Origin of the sequence: Micromonospora globbae (genome assembly GCF_003610785.1) — a bacterium.
Taxonomy (GTDB): Bacteria; Actinomycetota; Actinomycetes; order Mycobacteriales; family Micromonosporaceae; genus Micromonospora; species Micromonospora globbae.
Genome location: NZ_RAQQ01000011.1, coordinates 203,604 through 225,669 on the forward strand (window position 1 = coordinate 203,604; position 22,066 = coordinate 225,669).

Consider the following 22,066-nt stretch of genomic DNA (forward strand, 5'->3'; position numbering starts at 1 on the left):
GGCAGCGTGCAGGTCGACTTTCCGCCCGGCTTCCTGTGGGGCAGTGCCACCTCGGCGCACCAGGTCGAGGGAGGGAACGTCAACAACGACTGGTGGGACTTCGAGCACCGTCCGGGCACCGCCGCCCGCTGGTCGTCGGGCGACGGCATCGAGCACTATCACCGCTATGCGGAGGACTTCGCCCTGCTCAGGTCGCTCGGTCACAACGCGCACCGGCTGTCGCTCGAATGGTCCCGGATCGAACCGGCGCCCGGCGAGTTCAGCCGGGCCGCGACGGCGCACTACCGGCGGGTGCTGACCGCGCTCGCCGAGACCGGCATGACCGCCTTCGTGACCCTCCACCACTTCACCCTGCCCCGATGGTTCGCGGCGGCCGGCGGATGGCTCGCCCCCGACGCCCTCACCGTGTTCGCCCGCTACTGCCGGTACGTGGCCGTGGAACTGGGGGAGCTCATGCCCTACGTGTGCACCGTCAACGAGCCGCAGATGGTCGCTCTGCACGGCTACCTGGAGGGCTGCCATCCGCCCGGCGTCGCCAGCGAGGCTCTCTGGAAACGGGTCGGCCGGCGGCTCCTGGAGGCCCACTTCGCGGCCGTGCGCGCCGTACGCGGCGCGTCACGGCGGTCGCTCGTCGGCCTCGCTGTGCAACTCCCGCTGCTCGTGCCGGCGCTCGACGACGAGGAGTGCCGCGCGTTGCGACGCCTCATGCGACACGAGATCGTCGACCTCCACCTCGACGGACTCACCGGCCCCGACCGCGGTGACTTCCTCGGCGTCCAGTACTACCGGAAACAGTGGGTGGACCCGAGATCGCCCACGCGGTTCGCCGAGCCGCCCGCCGGATGTCGTACGACCCAGATGGGCTGGGCCGTGCATCCCGACGGCCTCCGGCAGATGCTGCACCGCGCCGCCGAGACCCGCCTTCCCCTGTTCGTCACCGAGAACGGCATCGCCACCGAGGACGACACCGAACGGATCGACTATCTGCTCACCCACCTCGCCGCCGTCGCCCAGGCGCTGGCGGAGGGGATCGACGTGCGCGGCTACCTGCACTGGTCGGCGTTCGACAACTTCGAGTGGAGCGAGGGCTACCGCCCCCGGTTCGGGCTCATCGCGGTCGACCGCGACGCCGGCTTCGCGAGACACCCGAAGCCGAGCGCGTACGTCTTCGCGAAGGTGGCCGAGACGGGGCGGCTGCCGCAGCCGGGTTGATCCGGCGTGGCTGCCGTGCCGTCGACCGACCGCCGGCGGTGAGATCGTTCCTCCGGATACCCCCGGGGGTATGTGTTACCGTGGACGCGGAGGTTGACGAGATGAAGATGCGTCCCGAGATGACCGGCGAGGCGCTGACCCGCCTGAAGCGGGCCCGCGGGCAGCTCAACGCTGTGATCGAGATGATGGAGAACGGCGAGGACTGCCGTGCGGCGTTGACCCAGCTCGCCGCGGTCTCCAAGGCGATCGACCGGGCAGGCTTCAAGATCATCGCCTCCGGCATGCGGCACTGCTCGGCCGCCCGTGACCGCGGCGAGCAGCCGGAGATGACCGAAGAGGAACTGGAGAAGCTCTTCCTGGCTCTGGCGTGAGCCGCCGGGCCTGACGCTCGACGCCCCGAACGGCGTGCCCGCCGTTCGGGGCGGATGAGCACGTGTTCGATGTCGACCAAGGGCGACGACTGTTCGCTACATACCCCCGGGGGTATGTAGCGTGATGAGGAAAGGAGCAGATGGATGGCGTGGGAGGTGTCGGTCATTGCGACCTCGTCGCTGGGCGACCGCAGCTACCTGGCGACGGATGGCAGGGTGGCGGTGGTGGTGGACCCGCAGCGGGACATCGACCGGGTCCTGTACCTCGCGGGGGAGAAGGGCGTACGGATCACGCACGTGGCGGAGACGCACCTGCACAACGACTACGTCTCCGGCGGCCTGCACCTGGCCCGGCTCACCGGCGCGGCGTACCTGGTCGCCGCCGCGGACGAGGTGGGCTTCGACCGGGTGCCGGTGTCCGACGGTGACGAGGTGAGCCTGTCCGGCACGCTGCGGCTGCGGGTGGTCGCCACCCCCGGGCACACCTTCCACCACCTGTCGTACGTGCTGGAGGAGTCCGTCGGCGACGGCTGGTCCCCGGTCGGCGTGTTCACCGGAGGCTCGCTGCTGTTCGGCACGACGGGCCGTACCGACCTGCTCGGGCAGCGGCACGCGCACACCCTGGCCCACCACCAGCACGCCTCGGCAAGGCGGCTGGCCGACCTGCTGCCCGACGGGGCACAGGTCTGGCCGACGCACGGTTTCGGCAGCTTCTGCTCGGCCAGCCAGGCCGACGCCCCCGAATCGACGATCGGCCGGGAGAAGCAGGCCAACCCCGTGCTGCGGCTGGCCGCAGACCGGTTCGTCACCGAAACCCTGGCCGGCTTGGGCGCGTATCCCGCCTACTACGCCCACATGGGCGTGGCCAACACCGCGGGGCCGGCCCCCGTCGACCTCACCCCCGTGACCCGCGCCGACGCCGGCCAGTTGCGGCAGCGGATCGCCGCCGGGGAGTGGGTGGTCGACCTGCGACACCGCACGGCGTACGCCGCCTCGCACCTGGCCGGCACGATCGGCCTCGGCCTCGACGGGCCCATGTCGACCTGGCTCGGCTGGCTCGTCGACTGGGGCCTGCCGATCACCCTCCTGGCCGAGACGCCCGAGCAGGTCGCCGACGCCCAACGGGAACTCGCCCGCATCGGCATCGACCGGCCCGCCGCACAGGCCACCGGGACCCCCGAGCAGTGGGCGACCGGTCCGGACGACCTGCGGAAACTGCCCGTCGCCGACTTCCCGACCCTCGCCGCCGCGCAGGCGGGCGGCACGCCCGGCGGCCTGCCCGCCCCGCAGGTCGTCCTCGACGTCCGGATGGCCAACGAGTGGAACGCCGGCCACATCGACGGCGCCGTGCACGTCCCGCTGCACGACCTGCCCGCCCGCCTCAGCGACGTGCCCGCCGGCACCGTCTGGGTGCACTGCGGCTCCGGGTACCGGGCCACCGCCGCCGCGTCGCTGCTGGCCAACGCCGGCCGGGAGGTCGTCCTGATCGACGACCTGTTCGGCAACGCCGAGCCGGCCGGCGTGCGCATGGCCGCCACCGCCTGACGATCGCCCCCGCCACCGCCTGACGCGCCGCGCCGGCCGGCGCCGGCCGCGCGCCAGCGCGCCCCCGTGCCTGCGTGTCTCACCGGCGACCTGCGCCGGGCACCACACCGACCCCGAGAGGAAGCGCCTTGACCACGAACTTGACCAGCCCCGCGACGCTCGACGCGACCACCCTGCGCGAGCTGATCGCCGCCGGGCGGGCACCCCGCCTGCTCGACGTCCGCACCCCCGCGGAGTTCGAGACCTCGCACATCCCCGGCTCCTACAACGTGCCGCTCGACCTGCTCAAGGAACACCGCGCGGAACTGCGCCGTCACCTCGACGAGGACGTCGTGCTGGTCTGCCGTTCCGGCGCCCGCGCGGCCCAGGCCGAACGGGCGCTCGCCGGCGCGGGCCTGCCTCACCTGAAGGTCCTCACCGGTGGGATCATGGCCTGGCAGGCGGCCGACGCGCCGATCGCCCACGGCAGACCCCGCTGGGACCTGGAGCGCCAGGTCCGCCTGGTCGCCGGCTCCATCGTCCTGGCCAGCGTCGTCGCCTCGGTGTTCGTACCCGGCCTGAAGTGGGTCGCCGGCTTCGTCGGCGCCGGACTCACCGTCGCCGCCCTGACCAACACCTGCGCGATGGGCATGCTGCTCGGCAAGCTCCCCTACAACCGCGGCGCGACGTGCGACCTGGAGACCGTCGTGGGCCGACTGCGGCGGGAGCCGGCGTCCGGGCAACCGGCATGACCGGCAGCTTCGCCCTGGCCGCCGGGCTGGCCGTGCTGGTCGGGATCAGCCTCGGCCTCCTCGGCGGCGGCGGTTCGATCCTGGCCGTGCCGCTGCTGGTCTACGTCGCCGGCCTGCCCGCCAAGGAGGCCATCGCCACCTCGCTGCTCGTCGTCGGCGTCACCAGCGCCGTCGGCGTCCTGCCGTACGCGCGGGCGGGGCGCGTCCGGTGGCGCACCGGGCTGCTGTTCGGCGTCGCCGGCATGGCCGGCGCCTACGCCGGCGGTCGCGTGGCCGTGTTCGTACCGGCCGGGGTGCTGCTGACGGGGTTCGCCGTGATGATGCTGGCCACCGCCACCGCGATGATCCGCGGCCGGCGCCCCGCGGAGCCCCGGCCGGCGCCGCACGAGCTTCCCGTCCTGCGGGTCGCCCTCGACGGCGTCGTGGTCGGCCTGGTCACCGGCCTGGTCGGCGCCGGTGGCGGCTTCCTCGTGGTGCCCGCGCTGGCCCTGCTCGGCGGAATGCCGATGCCCGTCGCCGTCGGCACCTCACTGGTCGTCATCGCGATGAAGTCCTTCGCCGGTCTCGCCGGACACCTCTCCGGTGTCGGCATCGACTGGGGTCTGGCCGCCGCCGTCAGCATCGCCGCCGTGATCGGCAGCCTGCTCGGTGGCCGGCTCGCCGGCCGGATTCCCGAGGACGCGTTGCGCATGGCGTTCGGGTGGTTCGTCGTGGTGATGGGTGTGTTCGTGCTCGTCCGGCAGCTGCCCGGCCAGGCGTGGGCCCACCCCATGCTGTGGGTGCCGCTCGGCCTCGCCGCCGTGGTGGTGGCCGGCGTCGTCGTCGTCCGGCGCAGTCGCCGGCGACACGGACCCGCCATCCCCGAGATCCCGGCAGGCGCTGGCACCCGGCGGTAGCCCGCCAGGCCGCCGGCGGTCAGGAACGCCTGCGCCTGCGGGTCAGGCGCCACGCGACGGTGGCGAGCACGCCGACGACCGCGGCGGCGAGCACGTACCACTGGAAGCGGTGCACATCCGCCACGATGGCCTGGACGTGGTTCCCGGCGAGATAGCCGACGGTGACCCACACGGCGACCCACGCGGCAGCGCCGGCGGCGTTGTAGAGGACGAACCGTCGCCACGGCATGCCGGTGGCGCCGGCGATGAACCCGTTGAACTGCCGCAGGCCCTCGACGAAGCGGGCGGCCGCCACGATCTTCGGACCGTGGCGGTTCATCACCGCCTCCAACCGTGTGAACCGCTCCCGAGTCAGCCCTACGAAGCGGCCGTACCGCAGGACGACCCGCCGCCCGCCGGTTCGACCGATCAGGTACGCGATGCTGTCCCCGCTCACCGCGGCCAGGAACGCGGTCACCGCGACCCCGACGACGGCGAGTTGGCCGCGGGCGGCGTATCCGGCGCCGAGGATGATCGCCGTCTCGCCCGGAGCGGGGACGCCGAAGCTCTCCACCCCGACCAGCAGCGCGAGGCCCAGGTAGCCGTAACGCGCCACCAGGCTCGTGAGGAAACCGACGGCGCTCACCGGCCCGCCGGCTCACCGGCGCCCGCCCGGGCCCGCGCCCGCGGCGGTGGTCGCGGCCGGTCCCGCCGGCCCACCCCGGCGGTGGTCGGGCCCCAGGCCCGCGGTCGACCCGGCAGGGTGGCGGCGCCGGCCGGGATCTCCGCTCTCCGGCCGGGCAGCACCAGGCTGCCGGGCAGTGCGGCCCGGGGGCGCGGCTCGTGCACGGCGGACACGACGGACGGTTTCCCGCTACCAGGCGCGCCATGCCGAGAGGCTCGCCCGCGGCCGGCGGCGACCGCGTCGCCCGGGGTACGCACGGTGCGTACACCGGGTGCGCCACACGACGTGCCGGACGGTGACGCCCGGGCGACGACGCGCGCGACCGCAGCCCTGACGGACCGTGGGTGCCGATCGTCATGGCGGCGCGAGTGAGGAGCGGCGGTGCGCACCTGGCAGACGGTGGTGGGGTTTCCGGCGGGCCGGCGTGGCAGGTGGGTGGTGCTGACGGCCTGGCTGGTCGCCCTCGGGGTGTTCGGCTGGCTGGCCGGTCTGGTCGGTGACGTGCAGGACAACGACGAGACGAACTGGATGCCGTCGCGCGCCGGATCGACCCGGGCCGCCGAGTTGGCCGAGCGGGAGTTCGCCGACACGGTCCCGTTGGTCGTCGTCTACGTCCGGGACGGCGGCCTCACCGAGCGGGACCGTGCCGCGGTGGACCGGGACCGCGCCGACCTGACCGGCCTCGGCGACGGCCCGGTGCCCGCCCCGGTGGAGTCCGCCGACCGCCGGGCCGTGACGCTGACGGTGCCGGTGGCCGGCACGCGGCTGGACAGCGGCGAGGTCGAGGAGGTGGTGGACCGCGCGCGGGCGGCGGTCGACGACGGGCTGCCGGACGGTCTGACGGCGAAGGTGACCGGGCCGGCCGCCTCGCGGGCCGACTCGGCGCGGGCGAACGGTCAGGTCGACGGCGGGCTGACGCTGGCCACGATCGTCGTCGTGGCGGTTCTCCTGCTGGTCACGTACCGCAGTCCGGTGCTGCCGCTCGTCCCGCTCGTCTGCGTGCTCGCCGGGACGGTGGTCGCCCAGGGCGGCACCTACCTGGCCGGCCGGGCCGGGGCGCTGGTCTCCGGGTCCGGTTCCATCCTCGTGATCGTGCTGGTGTTCGGCCTGGGCACCGACTACGCGCTGCTGCTGATCGCCCGCTACCGCGACGAACTGCGACGGCATCCGGACCGGCACACCGCCATGGCGCTGGCACTGCGCGGCATCACCCCCGCGGTCGGGGCCTCCGCCGCGACCATGGTCCTCGCCGCACTGGCGCTGCTGGTGGCCGAGATGAACTCCACCCGCGGGCTGGGGCCGGTCATGGCCGTGGCCGTGGTCGCCGCTCTGCTCGCGATGACCACGCTCCTGCCGGCGATGCTGGTGGTGCTCGGGCGGTGGGTGTTCTGGCCGAGGGTGCCCCGCCCGGACGGCGGCGGCGCGCACGAACCCGACCACCCGGTGTGGCAGCGGATCGCCGCGCTGGTGTCGCGCCGGCCCCGTCGGGTCTGGGCGCTGGCCGCGCTGGTGCTCGTCACGGCGAGCGCCGGGCTGTCCGTCCTGCGGGTCGGTGGCCTCGCCGGGGCCGACAACTTCACGCGAAAGCCGGACTCGGTGCGGGGCCAGGAACTGCTCGCCGCGCACTTTCCCGCCGGCACGGCCACACCCGCGATGATCTACACGTCGCCCCGGACGGCCGAGGACGTGGCGGCGACGGCACGGCAGACGCCCGGGGTGGCCGAGGTGCGGCCGGCCGAACGATCCGGCTCCGGCGCGTGGGTCCGGATTCCCGTGGTGTTCGACGCGCCACCGGCCAGCGCGCCCGCCCAGGAGACCGTCGAACGGCTCCGCGCCCGGGTGGGCGCCTCCGACGGCGACGCGGTGATCGGCGGTCCGGCCGCGACACTGCTGGACCAGAACCGGGCGATGAACCGGGACCTGATGGTCATCGTGCCGGTCATCCTCGCGGTGGTCGCGCTGATGCTGGGCCTGCTGCTGCGGGCGGTGCTCGCACCGGTGCTGCTGCTCGGCTGCACCCTGCTGTCGGCCGCCGCGGCACTCGGCGTCGCCGGGCTGCTGTTCCACGCGCTCGGGTTCCCGCGCACCGACCAGTCCGTGCTCACCCTCGGTTTCCTGTTCCTGGTGGCCCTCGGCGTCGACTACACGATCTTCCTCATGGCCAGGGCACGCCAGGAGGTCGGCCCGCGCGGCCACCGCAACGGGGTGTTGCACGCCCTGACCGTCACCGGGGGAGTGATCACCAGCGCCGGGGTCGTGCTGGCCGCCACCTTCCTGGTCCTGACCATCACGCCGGTGGTGCTGAACATCCAGCTCGGCCTGCTGGTCGCGCTCGGCGTCGCGGTGGACGCGTTCGTCGTCCGCGCCTTCCTGGTGCCCGCCCTGGCGATCGACCTGGGCCCCCGGATCTGGCGGCCGGGCCGGCTCAGTCGGGAATCGGCAGCCCGCCCTGGTACGCGAAGACCACCAGTTGTGCCCGGTCCCGCGCGTCCAACTTCGCCATCGCCCGGCTGAGATGGGTACGGACCGTGGCCGGGCTGAGCACCAGACGCTCGGCGATCTGGTCGTTGGACAGCCCGGCCGCCACCCAGCCCACCACCTCACGCTCCCGCTCGGTCAGCACCGACAGCGGCGGCCGGGGCCCACCCCGACCGACGGGCGGCCCGGCGAACCGGGCTATCACCCGGCGGGTCACCGCCGGAGACAGCAGCGCCTCCCCGGCGGCGACCACCCGCACCGCGTGCAGCATCTCCACCGGCTCCGCGCTCTTGAGCAGGAAACCGGAGGCACCGGCGCGAAGCGCGTCGAAGACGTGGTCGTCGACGTCGAAGCTGGTCAGCATGATCACCCGCGTGCCGGCCAGCTCGGGATCGGCGACCACCCGACGCAGCGCCTCGATGCCGTCCAGCACCGGCATCCGGATGTCCATGAGCACCACGTCGGGCCGCTGCTCCCGCACCACGGCCAACCCCTGGACGCCATCGGCCGCCGCGCCGACCAGCGCGATGTCGGGCTCGTCCTCGACGAGCATCCGCAACCCCATCCGGACCAGCGGTTGGTCGTCCACGACCACCAGCCGGATCACCCGCCCGTCGATGGGGCACCCCCCGCCCTCGTCACCGGAAGCACCGCGCGTACCTCGAAACCACCGTCGGCGCCCGCACCGGCGGCGAAGGTGCCGCCCACCGCGGCCGCGCGTTCCCGCATCCCGACCAACCCTCGTCCCGCGCCGTCCCCCGTCGCGGGGCCCCGCCCGTCGTCGCTCACCGTCACGCGGAGAGCGTCGTCGCCGTAGGCCAGCCGGACGGTGGCGCGGTCGGCCTCGGCATGCCGCACCACGTTGGTCAACGACTCCTGCACGATCCGGTACCCGGCCAGCTCCACCGCGGCCGGAAGCACCCGCCGGTGGCCCTCCACGACGAGCGTCACCCGCAGCCTGCCCTGGTTCACCGCCTCGACCAGCTCCGGTACCCGCGCGAGGTCCGCCACCGGCCGCCGATCCGGCTCGGCCCTGCTCCGCCCGTCCGGCTCCGCCAACGGCGCGAGCGCGGCCCGCAGCTCCTCCAGCGCCTGGGCGCTGGTCTGCCGCACGGCTCGCAGCGCCTGGGCCGCGCGCTGCGGTCGCCGCTCCAACACGTGCAACGCCACCCCCGCCTGCATGTTGATCACCGCCAGGCTGTGGCCGACCACGTCGTGCACCTCCTGCGCGATCCGCAGCCGTTCCTGGTAGACGTGCTCGCGCCGCTCGGCGTCCGCGGCCCGCGCCCGCACCCGGCGGTACGCGCGCACCGCCGTCCCCACCGACCACGGCACGACCAGCCACACCACGGCCAGCGGTCCCACCCCGAATGCCGGCCAGGGGGTGCCGCCGCTGGACCACGCGACGGGCAGGTAGACGGCGACGGCGGCGGCCACGGCGGTCAGCGAGACCCGCTTCGGGCACCAGGCGCCGACCGTGTAGGCGGCCACCGAGGCCAGTTGGAGGATGGGACTGTAGGGATAGCCGAGCGCCAGGTAGGCGAGGGTCGCGGCCAGCGACAGCCCGAGCGCGGCCAGCGGCCACACCCGCCGTACCACCAGCCCGGCAGCCGCCACGCCGACGAGCGCGACACCGGCGACTCCGAGGCGCATCCCCCGGTCGCCGGCCGCGTCCCACGCACCGAGCGCCGCCAGCGCGCCCAGCACCAGCGCGAGCGAACCGTCGACGGCCAGCACCGCACGCACTCCGCCGCGGGTACGCGCCGCCCACCACGCCGCCAGCCGGTCCACGGCATCGACGGTACGCAAGCGTCGCCGCCCGCGGCGTCATCGCCGCCGCGTATCCAGGGTCAACAGGACGCGTACGCCGCCGGTCGACCCGCTCGGCCCGCGCGCCCGGCGGTGGTGCCGGCGGAGGCCGGGGTGCCGCCCAGCGGCACCCCGGCCGTCACCTGCTCGTGCCCACCTCCCGTAGCCTCCGAGCTCGGGGTGGCGGCGGGGGCGGTGCGGCGGTCAGCGCAGCGGGTCGAAGGGCGTGAGCTCCTCCGGCTGCCCGCCGCCGGTGATCTGCTCGGCCAGCAGCTTCCCGGTGAGCGGGCCGAGGGTGATGCCCCACATGCCGTGGCCGCCGGCGGCGAACACGCGCGGCGACGCCGTCCGCCCGATCAGCGGCAGGCCGTCGGGGGTGCAGGGTCGCGCTCCGACCCACTCGTCGACGCGGGCGTCGAGGTCGGCGCCGCGCAGCAGCGGACGCGCGGCGTCGGCGATCGCCATGATGCGGCGACGGTCCAGAGGCGCGTCGGCCCGGCGGAACTCCATCATCCCGGCGACCCGCAGGCGGTCTCCCAGGGGCGTGCACGCGACGCGCTGCGCGGGGAAGTAGACCGGACCGGACGGAACGTGCTCGATCTTTACGCTGAAGCTGTAGCCGCGGCCGGCCTGCACGACGGTCCGGACGCCGAAACGCCGGGCCAGCTCGCCCAGCCACGTGCCGGTCGCCAGCACCACCGCGTCGTAGCGGTCGTCCGCGCCGGCGGAGGTCACCACCCGGACCCGGGAGCCCTCGTCGCGGACGTCCACCACGTCCGCCCCGGTGACGATCGACGCCCCCCGCGCGCGCACGGCGTCGGCGAGCGCGTGGACGTACTCCCCGGGGTTGATGAACCGCTGACCGTACAGGCGGATGGCGGCGCCGATGCCGTCCGACAGCGAGGGCTCCACCTCGCGCGCCTCGGCCCCGCTCAGGACGTCGAACTCGATCTCCTGCCCGGCGGCGTGGATGTGCCCCAGCTCGTCCAGGAGGACCGACCGTTCGGCCTCCGTCCGGTACGCCGCGATGAACGACTTCGCCTCGTGCGTCATCGACGCGATCCCGCCGGCCTCCAGCGCGTCGAACGCCTCGAACGCGCGCCGGTTCATCGGGATGTAGGCCTGCATCGCGGTCCGCCACTTCGAGGCGGTGCTGTGGCGCGTGAAGCCGAGCAGGAACCGCAGCAGCCGGGCATCCGCGCGTGGCGGCACGTAGACCGGCGACGAGGGGCTCAGGACGGCGCGCAGCCCGTAGCGGAGCACCGCCGGCTCCGGCAGGGGAGTCGTGATGCCGGGCGTGAGCCAGCCCGCGTTACCCCACGAGGCACCGGCGGCCACACCCGTACGGTCGAGCACGGTGACCTGCACCCCGCGCTCCTGCAGGAACCAGGCGGTGGCCAACCCGACCATCCCCGCGCCGATCACCGCGACGTGCTGGGGCGCGGACTCCATGGCAGACAACGGTCCTCTCCTTCGAGCGAACGGACACTGCGGCAATCCTGGCCCCGCCGCATCGGGACGTCATTGTCCGGGGAGGCCAACGTTCGGCAGATCCGTTGGCCGCGGTGAACAAAGCCGGGCACAATTCGGTCATGATCACCGTGACCGGCGTGGTGGCCGCCGTCGGCACCGCGCTGCTGAAGATCGTCGTGTCCGTCGACGCGGAGGTCCGCGACGTGACCCTCGGCGAACTCGACGAGGGGACGAGCGGCCAGGCCGGTGACCTCGTCCTCGGCGCGGGTGTCACCACAGCCGAACAGGCCCGTGCCGTGATCGACCGCTGCGCGGACACCGCGGCGGCCGGCCTCGTCCTCAAGCCCCCGCTGGCCTCGCTGCCCGAGGTGACCGCGGCCGCCGCCGCGCGGAACCTGGCCCTCGTCGAGCTGCAGAGCCACGGCTCGTGGGCCCAGCTCGTCTGGCTGCTGCGTGGGGTGATCGACAGGGCCGCCGCCCCCGGCCCGCCGGAGACCGGGGAGGCCGGCGTCTACGACGAGCTGTTCGCCCTCGCCGACGCGACGGCCGCCATCGTCGACGCGCCGGTCACGATCGAGGACGCCCAGTCCCGCGTCCTCGCGTACTCGTCGCGCCAGGACCGCACCGACCCCGCCCGCGTGTCGACGATCGTCGGGCGACGCGTGCCCGGCGACGTGGTCGCCCACTTCCGGGCCCGCGGCGTCTTCCGCAAGCTCACCACCGGCAGCGAGCCGATCTTCGTGCCGCGGGGCCCGGACGGGACGCTGCCCCGACTCGTCATCCCCATCCGCGCCGGAGGGGAGCTGCTCGGCTCGATCTGGGCCGTCGTCGAGGGCCCGGTGCCGGTCGAGCGCCTGCGGGACGTCCAGGGGACCGCGTCCGTCCTGGCGCTGCACCTGCTCCGCCTCCGCGTACAGGCCGACGTGGCCCGCCGGGTGTCCTCCGACCGGCTGCGGGCGGCCCTGCGCGCGCCGGCCCGGACGGGCCAGGAACTCGGCCTCCCCAGGGGCCCCTGGCAGGTCGTCGCGCTCGGTGTGCACGGCGGGACGGGGGAGATGATGGACAACCTGGCGCTGTGGGAGTCGATCACCCGACGGCACGGCTGGCGCCAACCGCTGATCGCCGACGTCGGAGACGTCCTGTTCGCCGTCGTCACCCACGACGGTGACCAGCCCGGTTCGCGGCTCTGGATGGACCGGCTGATCCACGACATCGCCCGGCACGACCCTCGGCTCTGCGCCGCCTCCGGCAGTGTCGCGCGAGAGCCGGCGGACCTGCCGCGGTCCCGCGCCGAGGCGGCCGAACTGCTCGCGCTGCACGGCTCGGCGCGATGGCGAGGTCCGCTGCTGCGGTTCGAGGAAGCCTGGGCCGAGGTGGTCGTACGCCGGGTGGTGAACGCGGTGCCGAGGAACGACCTGCTCATCGGCGGGCCGCTTCCCGACCTCGTCGCCCACGACCGGGAGCACGGCACGGACTACGTGGCGACCGTCGCCGCGTGGATCGAGCAGCAGGGCGACCCGAAGCGGGCCGCCCGCCAACTGCACGTGCACCCCAACACGCTGCGGTACCGGATGCGCCGCCTCGCCGAGATCGTCCCGGTCGACGTCGAGTCGCCGCGCACACGGCTGGCGTTGCAGATCCAACTCGAGGCGCTGGCCTGGCCTACCGGTCGTGCTGGCGGCGCACCATCTCGGTGATCCAGACGGGCGCGAACGGCGACGTGCAACCCGGGGGAGTGGGGTAGTCCTTGAGCACCTCCAGGCGCTCGCCGATGTCGATCGCCCGGGCGCGGTGCCCGGCGTGGTCGATGCCGATCTGCGCCAGGCAGTGGTTCATCGCCCACTGGAGGCGGTCCGGGGCGTCGCGCATCCGCGCCTCGATGATGTCGAGCAGTCCCGGAAGGTCGAGACCCTCGGGCTTCTTCGCCACGCGTTCGGTGGTCAGCGCCCAGCCGGCGCTCGCGACCACCGGATCCGGATCGGCGAACCAGGCCACGCGCAGGTCCTCGGAGTGCGGGCTCTTCTTCACCACGTAGTTCACGAGCCAGTCGTGCACCTTCGGTGTACGCGCCTCGCGCAGCATGGCGTCCAGCTCGTCGCGGCCGAACGCCTTCGGGCGGCAGATCAGGATCGCCACGAGCCGCGCCGCGGAGTCGCCCGTCCGCCAGAGCTGGCGTGCGAGCTCCTGCTGCGTCTTCAGCCGCTTCGCGAGCGCGCGCAGCTTGCCGAGGTTCACACCGTGGTCGTCACCGTGCCGCTCGTTGACCTCGCGCGTCCGCGCGTCCTCGAGCTGGGCCAGCTCGGTCATCACCTCGGCCACGGTCGGCGTCGCGTCGGACACGTCGACCTCCTGTCCATCACGGGCGAGATGCAGCCTACGGCGGAAGCCGGGTGCCGTCGTGCGGGCGGTTGCGGCGGCGTCGAGCGGCGCGAAGCGGGAAGTTGAGAAAATTCAAGATCAGATCAGAAAAATTAAAGACTAGGCGTTGACCGATCAACGAAGTCAAGGTACACATGACGACGAGGGGATCGCCGAGAACAAGGGAGCCGAGCGTGGACTGGCAGGACCTCACGGACCTCACCCGCGGACAACCGTTCGTGGTCGAGCGGGTCCGCCTCGCCGGCAGCGGCGTCGTGGTGGAGGGGCAGTTCGAGCCGCCGCAGCTGGCGCAGCTCAGCGTCGACGACCAGGTGTTCGTGGCCGCGTTCGTGCGGTCCCACGGTTCGATCAAGGAGATGGAGCGGATCTTCGGGGTGAGCTACCCGACGATCAAGTCCCGGCTCAACCGGATCGCCGAACGCCTCGACTTCGTCGAATCCGATCCGGCGCCCACCGGCGCCGACGTCGTGGACCGCCTGCGCCGCGGGGAGATCAGCGTCCAGGAGGCGCTGGCCGAGCTGGAGCGATCCCGGTGATCCCGCAGCTGGTCACGTACCGCCAACGTCGTCGCGACGGCCGCTGGCTGCGGCTGTACGTACCCGTCCTGCCGGTGCTGCTGGTGCTGTCACCGCTGCTGCTGCTCGCCGTGCTGGCCGGACTGGTCGCCTGCCTCGTCTTCCGGGTGAGCCTGGTGGGCGCGCTGCGCGGCGCCGGGCAGCTGCTGTGCGCGCTGCCCGGCACCCGATTCGAGATCGAGCAGGGCCGGACGGCCGTGCTGGTGAGCATCAGATGAGTGGGGAGAGCACGATGAACGAGCAGCGCCGCCAGATCCTCGAGATGCTGGCCGAGGGCAGGATCACCGCGGGCGAGGCCGAGCGGCTGATCGACGCCCTCGGCCGGGAACAACCGGTGTCGTCCCCGGGGGCCGCGCCCCGCCCGAAGCCCCGGCCGAAGTACCTGCGTGTGGTGGTCAGCTCGGAGGACGACTTCGACGGGCCGGGCCGGATCAACGTCCGCGTCCCGCTCCAGTTGCTGCGCGCCGGGGTCCGGCTCACGAGCCTCGTCCCGCCGCAGGCGCTCGCCAAGGTCAACGAGGAGCTGCACAGGTCGGGGGTGCCCGTCGACCTCACCCAGCTCAAGCCGCAGCACATCGAGGAACTCATCGAGCAACTCGACGACCTCACCGTCGACGTCGACCAGCCCGACGCCAAGGTGCAGGTGTTCTGCGAGTGACCCGTGCCCCCACCGGACCACGGCGGTCGGGTGGGGGCGTCCGGCCGGCCGTGCGCCCGCTACGGCTGGCACCTGAGGCCGGGTCCCACCGACGGCTCGCGACCGGTCACCGGGCCCGCCGGGCGTTGATCCGGGCGGCCTGCCGGGTCAGGTGGTCGCGCTCGGCGAGGTTCGGGGCCTTGTGGGCCGCCTCGGCGTACAGGCGGGCCGCCGTGGACAGGTCGCCGTCGCGTTCGTGGAGGTACGCCGCCACCGCCGCGTAGCGGGGCAGCGAGTCGTCCAGTTCCGCGAGCGCCGCGAGCCCGGCACGCGGTCCGTCGGCCTCGCCGACGGCCACGGCCCGGTTGAGTCGGACGACCGGGCTGTCGGTCAGGCGGGTCAGCTCGTCGTACCACTCGACGATCTGCACCCAGTCGGTCTCGTCGGCGGTGGGTGCGTCGGCGTGCAGCGCCGCGATGGCGGCCTGGGCCTGGAACTCGCCCAGCCGGTCGCGGGCGAGGGCCGCCTGAAGGATCTCGATGCCCTCGGCGATGAGTGTCGTGTCCCACCGGCTGCGGTCCTGCTCGGCGAGCGGCACCAGGCGGCCGTCGGGCGCCGTCCGGGCGGCGCGCCGGGCGTGGTGGAGCAGCATGAGGGCGAGCAGTCCCGCCACCTCCGGATGGTCGATCGCGGCCGCGAGCTGCCGGGTGAGCCGGATGGCCTCGGCCGCGAGGTCGACGTCGCCGGAGTAGCCCTCGTTGAAGACCAGGTAGAGGACGCGCAGCACGGTGGCGACGTCGCCGGGCTGCGCGAACCGCACACCGGCGACGGTGCGCTTGGCCCGGCTGATGCGCTGCGCCATGGTGGCCTCGGGCACGAGGTAGGCCTGGGCGATCTGGCGGGTGGTCAGCCCGCCGACGGCGCGCAGCGTGAGCGCCACCGCGGACGACGGCGTCAGCGACGGGTGGGCGCACAGGAAGTAGAGCTGGAGCGTGTCGTCGACCGCGGGCGCGGGCCCGGGCGGCGGCTCCTCGTCGACGAGGTTCTCCCGCCGGCGGCGGGCTGCGTCGGCCCGGGTCGCGTCGAGGAACTTCCGCCAGGCCACGGTGACCAGCCACCCCTTCGGGTCCCGGGGCGGGTCGGCCGGCCAGACCCGGATCGCCTCGACCAGTGCGTCCTGCACGGCGTCCTCGGCCGCCACGAAGTCGGCTCCGCGGCGGACGAGGACACCGAGCACGGTCGGCGTGAGGCTCCGGAGCAGGGCCTCGTCCATCAGGTCACTCCGTGATGGTGGGCGGCTCGGTCAGGAACGGCCGCAGCTCGAGCCACTCGTGGATCGGCTTCCCACCCGCCCCCGGGGCGGCCGACAGCTCGCCGGCCAGCTCGACGGCGCGCTCGTAGCTGTCGACGTCGATCACCATCCAGCCGGCGATGAGGTCCTTGGTCTCCGCGAACGGGCCGTCGGTGACCGGCGGGCGCCCCTCACCGTCGTACCGGACGAACGTCCCCTCGGGGGCGAGCGCCTGAGCGTCGACGAACTCGCCGGTCTCCTGGAGCCGGGCCGCGAAGTCGTTCATGTACGTCACGTGCGCGGAGATCTCCTCCGGCGTCCACCGGTCCATGGGCACGTCGTTCACGGCGGCCGGAGCGCCCCGGTAGTGCTTGAGCAGCAGGTACTTGGCCATCGTGCGTCTCCTCGATGCTGGTGTGACCCATTCTGGTCACGTCCACCCCGGGGACGGAGCCGGCCACCGGTTCTCGACATCGCCCGCCGAACTTTTTTGCCGGGGTGGGTGGGTGCGCGTCGGCTGCCCCGGACCGGTCGTGACGTACGGCTCAGGCGAACAGCTCGCCGAGCAGTTCGGGGTCGATGGCGATGGGCGCCGGCCGGTACGCGGGTGGCGGCGTGCCCGTCAGCTCGTGTACCAGGAAGTCCCAGCAGCGCGTGCGGACGTAGGCCAGGCAGTCGATGAACGTGTGCTCGGCGCCGGGGACGATGAGCAGGTCGACGTCCTTGCCGGCGGCGACGAGCCGATCGGCGAGCCGCAGCGTGTGGTCCGGGTGGACCTGGTCGTCCATCCCGCCGTGGACGAGCAGCAGCCGGCCCGCCAACCGGTCCGCGATGGCCACGTTCGAGGTACGGGCCCAGGCGTCCGGGTTGTCCGCGCCGTCGTAGGCCTCCACGAAGCCCAGGTTGAAGCAGGGGGCGTCGTGCGAGCCGGACAGGGCCACTCCCGTCCGGTACACGTCGGGGAAGTCCAGCATCGCCCGCACGGCGGCGAAGCCGCCCCCGGAGTGGCCGAACGCGCCGACGCGGTCCAGGTCCATCCACGGCCGGGTCCGGGCCAGCTGCCGCAGCGCGGCGACATGGTCGGCGAGGCCGCCCGCGTCGGCCAGGTGGCCGTACGAGGCGTCGTGGAAGGACTTGCTCCGTCCCGGGGTGCCCCGCCCGTCCAGTGCGACCACGACGAAGCCCAACGCCGCGAGCGGTTCCGCGTCGAGACCCATCCCACCCGGGTCGAAGCACGGGGCGACCCGGTTGACCTGCGGGCCGGGGTAGAGGGTGTCCACCACCGGGTACCGGCGGGCGGGGTCGAACCCCCGTGGCCGGTACAGCACCCCGTAGATGTCCGTCACCCCGTCGGCCGCCTTGACGCGGAACCGTTCCGGCGGGGTCCAGCCGGTGGCGGTGAGTCTGCTGACGTCGGCGCGCTCCAGTTCGACCAGCACCCGTCCGGTCCAGTCCCGTACGCGGGTCACGGGCGGCTGGTCGACGGTGGAGGCCGAGTCGACGACGTACGTCGCGTCCGCCGACACCGTGACGACGTGGTCCAGGTCGTCGTCGGTGACCCTGGCGAACCCGGACCCGTCCAGGCCGACCCGGCACACGGTGCGGCGGTACGGATCCTCGTCGACCAGCCCGGAGGCGGTGAAGTACACGACTCGCCGCGCCTCGTCGACGTGCAGGATCTGCCGCACCGCCCACGGGCCGGAGGTGACCCGCCCGAGCAGCGCGCCGGTGCGCAGGTCGTACCGGTACAGGTGGCCCCAGCCGTCCCGCTGCGAGTACCACAGCACCTCGTCGGCGAGCACCCGCACGATCGGCGGCTCGTACATCCACTGGTTGGGCTCGACACGGGTGGGCCCGGTCTCGCTGAGCACCGTGGTGACCTCGCCGGTCTCCGGGTCGAGGCGGTGCAGGGTCAGCGTGCGCCGGTCACGGGGCTGGCTGAGGTAGTACGCCGCCGAGCCGTCCGGCGCCCACCACGCCCACCGGCTCATCACCGGTGACACGTGCGGCATGAGCAGCGGCTCGGCCTGCGCGCGGACCACCCTGCCCGCCGCGACGTCCAGCACGACCAACTCGGCCTGCGGCACGTTCTCGTCGCCCGGGTAGGCGTACCGCTGGGTGTGGAGCAAGGGCGGGCCGCCGTCGGCGGGCCTGGCCTCCACGAGGTGGGTCTGCCGGACGTGCCGCTCGTCGGTCCGATGCGTGAGCACCCTCGTCGAGTCGGGCGACCAGGCCACGGCGGGCGGCAGGTGCGGTAGGCCGAACTTGCGCAGCAGGGTGGCGTTGCCCGTGGACTCCGGGCCGGTCCCGTACCGGTGGGCGGGCGCGCCGTCGGTCGTCAGCGGCCACTCGCGGCCGTCGGCAGGCGTTCGCGCCCACAGGTCGTACCCCCGCTGCGAGACCGCGAGCGTCCCGTCCGGTGACGGCACGTCCAGCGGGTTGCCCGGCGGCGCGGACTCGGCCGGTTCGCAGACGTAGCTGTCCAGGCGGCAGCGCCAGTGCGCGCCGTACGCGTCGAACTCCACGGCGTTCCCGACCGGCGCGATGGCGATGAACGGCAACGCGTCGGGGTCGACCTGCTGCCCGGAGGCGGTGGCGAGCGCGGCAGCGAGCCGGGCGTGGTCGAAGGCCGGCGCGCGGGTGCCCGCCGCCGGGTCCACCAGCACGAACCGCCTGCCGGCGCCGGTGTGCACCGCGTACCAGAAACGGGTGCCTCCGTCGATCCACTGTGGTCGGACCCGGTCGCCGACGACGAGTTCGCCGGGGCGGGCGGACCGGCGGAGGAGTTGCTCGGCGGCCTGGTAGTTCTCGATGGTGCTCATCAGGGACGTCCTTCTCGGTGTCGGGGCGTGGGCACGCTGCGCCACGGGGTGGTGAGGTCTGGGGAGGGCGCCGGTCGCCTCGCGGGGTGAGGCGACCGGCGCCCACGCCGGGTCAGGCCCGGGAGGCCCCTCAGAGGCTGCGGGCGACGATGTCGCCCTGGGCGGTGGTCGCGTGGATGGTGAGGTCCACGCCGTCCCCGGTGTTCCGGAGAGCGTTCTCGATGCGGCCGTAGGTGGTGCCGGCGTCCAGGGAGGCGGAGACCCCGCGCGCCGCGCCGACCGACACGTCGCCGGCCTGGGTACGCAGCACGAGGGCGCCGCGCAGCGCCTCGGCGATCCGGATGTCGCCCTTCGCGGTGGTGATCTCGGCGGGGCCGGTGAGGCGGCCGACCGAGACGTCACCGGCGGCGGTGGTGAGGTGGACGCTCGCCGCCTCGTCGAGCTTGATCGCGCCGTGCGAGCCGTCGAAGGTGACGTCGCCGAGGCGTCCGACGCCCCGGAACTCGGCGCTGGACGCCTTCACCGCCACCTGTGAACCGGCGGGCAGCTGGACGGTCACCTCGATGGACCCGGAGGGGCCGAGGAACTGGTTCCGCGCCGACGCCTCGATCCGCAGGACGCCGTCGCCGTACTCGACAGTGGTCTGCTCCGCCACCTTCACGTCACGGCTCTTCGTGGCGTCCGCGGGCAGGACCTCGACCGTGGTGTCGGACCGGTCGGCGGCGATGAACTGGACGCGTCCGGCGGGGATGTCGAGAACGGCGGAGATCGGGGTGGGGGTGTCGAACGTCTGCATGGTGTCCTCTTCCTGCGTCTGCTTGTTTCTGACGCCGGAAACGCTACGTTGCGTTCACTAAGCAGGCAACACCGATGTTGCGCTAGTTCCCTGTAACAGCAGGCCAGAGGCAACTTTTCGTTGCAACGGCTCTGATGTCAACGCAACGATCATCGGTCATGCCGTTGCAATGGATGAGAAGTGAACGCTATCGTGGGCAGGTCGACGACGCGTGAAGGAGGCCGCGATGCCGGGCGGCAGGCTCACCCAGCAGGAACGCCAGCAGATCGCCCTGGGGCTGGCCGACGGGCTCGCGTACGCCGAGATCGCCCGACGCCTCGACCGCCCCACCTCGACGGTCACCCGCGAGGTGATGCGCAACGGCGGCCCCACCGCCTACCGTCCCGACCTGGCCCATCGCGCCACCGAACGCCGCGCCCGCCAGCGCAGGCGGGCGGCTCCCCGGGGGCCACAGGCGCTCCCGCCGGCCCACGGACGCGACCCGGAGGCCGTGCGCGAGTACGAGGAGAGGTTCACCACCCTCCTCATGCAGTCGGGCCTGCCCAGGATGATGGCCGGGGTGCTCACGTGCCTCTACACCACCGACGCGGGCAGCCTCACCGCGTCCGAACTCGTCCAGCGCCTCCAGGTGAGCCCGGCCTCCATCTCGAAGGCCATCGCGTTCCTGGAGAGCCAGGGCCTCGTCCGCCGCGAACGCGACGACCGGCGCCGCGAGCGCTACGTCGTCGACGACGACGTCTGGTACCAGTCGATGATCGCCGCCGCCCAGTCCAACGCCCAGCTCGCCGAGACCGCGCGGCAGGGCGTCGGCATCCTCGGCCCCGACACCCCGGCCGCCGCCCGCCTCGAGAACATCGCCCGCTTCGTCGGCTTCGTCGGCGAGAGCATCCTCCGCGCGGCCGAGCAGGCCCGCGAGATCCTCTACACGAAGAGCGAGACGACCTCGGACGGCGCCGCCACGTCGGATCGCGCGTAGGCCGTCGGGCCCGGCGTGTCCACCCCGATCCGCCGGCCGCCGTCCCGACGGTCACCGCCGGCCGTGCCCACGCCGGACAACTCACTTCGGCCGTCCACCGTGTTGAGGGTTTCCGACCCTCCGCCCGCGCGATATCGCACCCAACCTTCAATCGGAGGTTCAACGATACGGTTCACAGTATGACTGCTGCCACCACCGCCGCCGTCCCTGTCGTCGACGCCTCCACCGTCCGGACGCTGCTCCCCGTCACGCCGCGGCTGCTCGCGTTGGGTGAGCCGACCCATGGCGAGGCCGACCTGCTCGACCTGCGCAACGATCTCTTCCGGCAGCTCGTCGAGCAGGAGGGCTACCGGACGATCGCGATCGAGAGCGACTGCCTGATGGGCCTGGTCGTCGACGACCACGTCACCTCGGGCGCCGGCACCCTCGACGAGGCCATGGAACGTGGCTTCAGCCACGGGTGGGGCGCCTTCCCCGGCAACCGCGAGCTGGTGCGCTGGATGCGCGCGTACAACGACGGCCGGCCCGCGTCGGAGCAGGTCCGCTTCGCCGGTTTCGACGGCCCGCTGGAGATCACCGCGGCCGCGAGCCCCCGGGCGGCCCTCACCGCGCTCCACGGCTACCTCGCCGCCCGGGTCGACCCGGACCTGCTTCCGTGCCCGGCGGAGACACTCGACCGCCTGCTCGGTGCCGACGCCCGGTGGACCGATCCCGCCGCCATGATGGACCCGTCCCGGTCCGTGGGGCGCACGCCCGAGGCCGACCGGTTGCGACTGCTCGCCGACGACCTGGTGGCCCTGCTCGACGCGCAGACGCCCCACGTGGTGGCGGCGTCCACGCGGGAGGAGTGGGACCGCGCTCGCCTGTACGGGCGCACTGCCGTGGGCCTGCTGCGCTACCACTACTGGATGGCTGACCCGTCACCCCGCCGCCTGGCGCGGCTGACCAGCGCGCGGGACTCGATGATGGCCGCCAACCTGCTCGCCCTCGCCGAACGCGGTCCGACGCTGGTGAGTGCCCACAACGGCCATCTCCAGCGGAACAGGAGCACGATGCGGATGGGCGGTACGCCGCTGGAATGGTGGAGCGCCGGCGCGATCGTCAGCGCGCACCTCGGCCAGGGCTACGCCTTCCTCGCCACGGCCGTCGGCACGATCCGCCACCAGGGAGTGGACACGCCACCCCCGGACACGGTCGAGGGGCTGCTGTACGCGCTCCCCGGGGACCGGTACGTCGTCGACCCCCGCCGGCTGGCCGCCGGCCTCGGCGACGCGCCGCCCGCCGCCCGCGTCTCCCCCTGGTACGGCTACTCCCCGCTGGACCCGGAACACCTGGGCGGCATCGACGGGATCGTGTTCGTCAAGGACGCCCGGCGGGAGTAGGGCTCCCGGCGGTGCGGGTCCGGATGTGC

22 protein-coding genes are annotated in these 22,066 nt (G+C 73.5%); 12 read left to right on the plus strand and 10 right to left on the minus strand.

The window, feature by feature from the left end; genetic code table 11:
- Positions 1–6 precede the first annotated feature (6 nt).
- From D7I43_RS17150 to D7I43_RS17170, 5 genes are all read left to right on the plus strand, one after another.
- Positions 7–1,212: a glycoside hydrolase family 1 protein gene (locus tag D7I43_RS17150; RefSeq protein WP_120329508.1), complete on the plus strand. Its 1,206-nt coding sequence runs from the start codon at positions 7–9 to the stop codon at positions 1,210–1,212.
- A gap of 101 nt (positions 1,213–1,313) precedes the next feature.
- On the plus strand, positions 1,314–1,583 hold the full coding sequence (locus D7I43_RS17155; protein ID WP_120329509.1) for a metal-sensitive transcriptional regulator: 270 nt from the start codon (positions 1,314–1,316) through the stop codon (positions 1,581–1,583).
- A gap of 144 nt (positions 1,584–1,727) precedes the next feature.
- Complete coding sequence (locus tag D7I43_RS17160; protein WP_120329510.1) at positions 1,728–3,128, plus strand: MBL fold metallo-hydrolase; 1,401 nt, start codon at positions 1,728–1,730, stop codon at positions 3,126–3,128.
- 128 nt (positions 3,129–3,256) lie between these two features.
- The gene (locus tag D7I43_RS17165) at positions 3,257–3,859 is read left to right on the plus strand and encodes a rhodanese-like domain-containing protein (RefSeq protein WP_120329511.1); all 603 of its coding nucleotides are present in this window, start codon (positions 3,257–3,259) and stop codon (positions 3,857–3,859) included.
- Positions 3,856–4,755, plus strand: coding sequence for a sulfite exporter TauE/SafE family protein (locus tag D7I43_RS17170; protein ID WP_120329512.1), 900 nt, complete (start codon positions 3,856–3,858; stop codon positions 4,753–4,755). The genes D7I43_RS17165 and D7I43_RS17170 overlap by 4 nt, the downstream gene beginning before the upstream one ends.
- A gap of 19 nt (positions 4,756–4,774) precedes the next feature.
- Here the strand turns inward: D7I43_RS17170 and D7I43_RS17175 are convergent, their stop codons facing one another.
- Together D7I43_RS17175 and D7I43_RS17180 are read right to left on the minus strand one after the other, a co-directional pair.
- Complete coding sequence (locus D7I43_RS17175; protein ID WP_120329513.1) at positions 4,775–5,380, minus strand: DedA family protein; 606 nt, start codon at positions 5,378–5,380, stop codon at positions 4,775–4,777.
- Positions 5,377–5,592 (minus strand): hypothetical protein, encoded by a 216-nt coding sequence (locus D7I43_RS17180; protein WP_120329514.1) that lies wholly within the window; start codon positions 5,590–5,592, stop codon positions 5,377–5,379. Before D7I43_RS17180 ends, D7I43_RS17175 begins: the two co-directional genes overlap by 4 nt.
- A gap of 208 nt (positions 5,593–5,800) precedes the next feature.
- Here D7I43_RS17180 and D7I43_RS17185 point away from each other — a divergent pair, with 208 nt between their 5' ends.
- Complete coding sequence (locus D7I43_RS17185) at positions 5,801–7,933, plus strand: MMPL family transporter (RefSeq protein WP_120329515.1); 2,133 nt, start codon at positions 5,801–5,803, stop codon at positions 7,931–7,933.
- On the opposite strand, the gene D7I43_RS17190 is transcribed toward D7I43_RS17185, so the two are convergent.
- The 3 genes from D7I43_RS17190 to D7I43_RS17200 all read right to left on the minus strand — a co-directional run bounded on the left by D7I43_RS17190 (position 7,845) and on the right by D7I43_RS17200 (position 11,158).
- Positions 7,845–8,504, minus strand: coding sequence for a response regulator (locus D7I43_RS17190; protein ID WP_120329516.1), 660 nt, complete (start codon positions 8,502–8,504; stop codon positions 7,845–7,847). The genes D7I43_RS17185 and D7I43_RS17190 overlap by 89 nt on opposite strands.
- Entirely contained in the window at positions 8,501–9,688 is a 1,188-nt protein-coding gene (locus D7I43_RS17195; RefSeq protein ID WP_120329517.1) for a sensor histidine kinase, read from the minus strand. The genes D7I43_RS17190 and D7I43_RS17195 overlap by 4 nt, the downstream gene beginning before the upstream one ends.
- Before the next feature lie 222 nt (positions 9,689–9,910).
- Positions 9,911–11,158, minus strand: coding sequence for an NAD(P)/FAD-dependent oxidoreductase (locus D7I43_RS17200; protein WP_120329518.1), 1,248 nt, complete (start codon positions 11,156–11,158; stop codon positions 9,911–9,913).
- A gap of 140 nt (positions 11,159–11,298) precedes the next feature.
- Here D7I43_RS17200 and D7I43_RS17205 point away from each other — a divergent pair, with 140 nt between their 5' ends.
- The gene (locus D7I43_RS17205; RefSeq protein ID WP_120329519.1) at positions 11,299–12,876 is read left to right on the plus strand and encodes a PucR family transcriptional regulator; all 1,578 of its coding nucleotides are present in this window, start codon (positions 11,299–11,301) and stop codon (positions 12,874–12,876) included.
- Here D7I43_RS17205 and D7I43_RS17210 read toward each other — a convergent pair.
- Entirely contained in the window at positions 12,842–13,486 is a 645-nt protein-coding gene (locus tag D7I43_RS17210; protein WP_120329563.1) for a DNA alkylation repair protein, read from the minus strand. The genes D7I43_RS17205 and D7I43_RS17210 overlap by 35 nt on opposite strands.
- Before the next feature lie 245 nt (positions 13,487–13,731).
- On the opposite strand from D7I43_RS17210, the gene D7I43_RS17215 reads away from it, so the two are divergent.
- From D7I43_RS17215 to D7I43_RS17225, 3 genes are read left to right on the plus strand one after another with little or no spacing between them, the layout of a single operon-like run.
- On the plus strand, positions 13,732–14,094 hold the full coding sequence (locus D7I43_RS17215) for a DUF2089 domain-containing protein (protein ID WP_120329520.1): 363 nt from the start codon (positions 13,732–13,734) through the stop codon (positions 14,092–14,094).
- A complete protein-coding gene (locus tag D7I43_RS17220) occupies positions 14,091–14,351 on the plus strand; it encodes a hypothetical protein (protein ID WP_120329521.1) in 261 nt (86 codons plus the stop codon). The genes D7I43_RS17215 and D7I43_RS17220 overlap by 4 nt, the downstream gene beginning before the upstream one ends.
- Positions 14,352–14,365: 14 nt before the next feature.
- Positions 14,366–14,791 (plus strand): SHOCT-like domain-containing protein, encoded by a 426-nt coding sequence (locus D7I43_RS17225; RefSeq protein WP_120329522.1) that lies wholly within the window; start codon positions 14,366–14,368, stop codon positions 14,789–14,791.
- A 106-nt stretch (positions 14,792–14,897) separates the two neighbouring features.
- Here D7I43_RS17225 and D7I43_RS17230 read toward each other — a convergent pair whose 3' ends face one another.
- The 4 genes from D7I43_RS17230 to D7I43_RS17245 form a co-directional block, all read right to left on the minus strand.
- Positions 14,898–16,043, minus strand: a complete 1,146-nt coding sequence (locus D7I43_RS17230; protein ID WP_120329523.1) for an RNA polymerase sigma factor — start codon at positions 16,041–16,043, stop codon at positions 14,898–14,900.
- 4 nt (positions 16,044–16,047) lie between these two features.
- A complete protein-coding gene (locus D7I43_RS17235; RefSeq protein WP_120329524.1) occupies positions 16,048–16,455 on the minus strand; it encodes a YciI family protein in 408 nt (135 codons plus the stop codon).
- Between the two features lie 151 nt (positions 16,456–16,606).
- Positions 16,607–18,883: a S9 family peptidase gene (locus D7I43_RS17240; RefSeq protein WP_120329525.1), complete on the minus strand. Its 2,277-nt coding sequence runs from the start codon at positions 18,881–18,883 to the stop codon at positions 16,607–16,609.
- A gap of 130 nt (positions 18,884–19,013) precedes the next feature.
- Positions 19,014–19,679, minus strand: coding sequence for a DUF4097 family beta strand repeat-containing protein (locus D7I43_RS17245; protein ID WP_120329526.1), 666 nt, complete (start codon positions 19,677–19,679; stop codon positions 19,014–19,016).
- A 226-nt stretch (positions 19,680–19,905) separates the two neighbouring features.
- Between D7I43_RS17245 and D7I43_RS17250 the strand changes: the two genes are divergently transcribed.
- Together D7I43_RS17250 and D7I43_RS17255 are read left to right on the plus strand one after the other, a co-directional pair.
- Positions 19,906–20,655: a GbsR/MarR family transcriptional regulator gene (locus tag D7I43_RS17250; protein WP_120329564.1), complete on the plus strand. Its 750-nt coding sequence runs from the start codon at positions 19,906–19,908 to the stop codon at positions 20,653–20,655.
- 179 nt (positions 20,656–20,834) lie between these two features.
- Positions 20,835–22,037, plus strand: a complete 1,203-nt coding sequence (locus tag D7I43_RS17255) for an erythromycin esterase family protein (protein ID WP_120329527.1) — start codon at positions 20,835–20,837, stop codon at positions 22,035–22,037.
- Positions 22,038–22,066 lie beyond the last annotated feature (29 nt).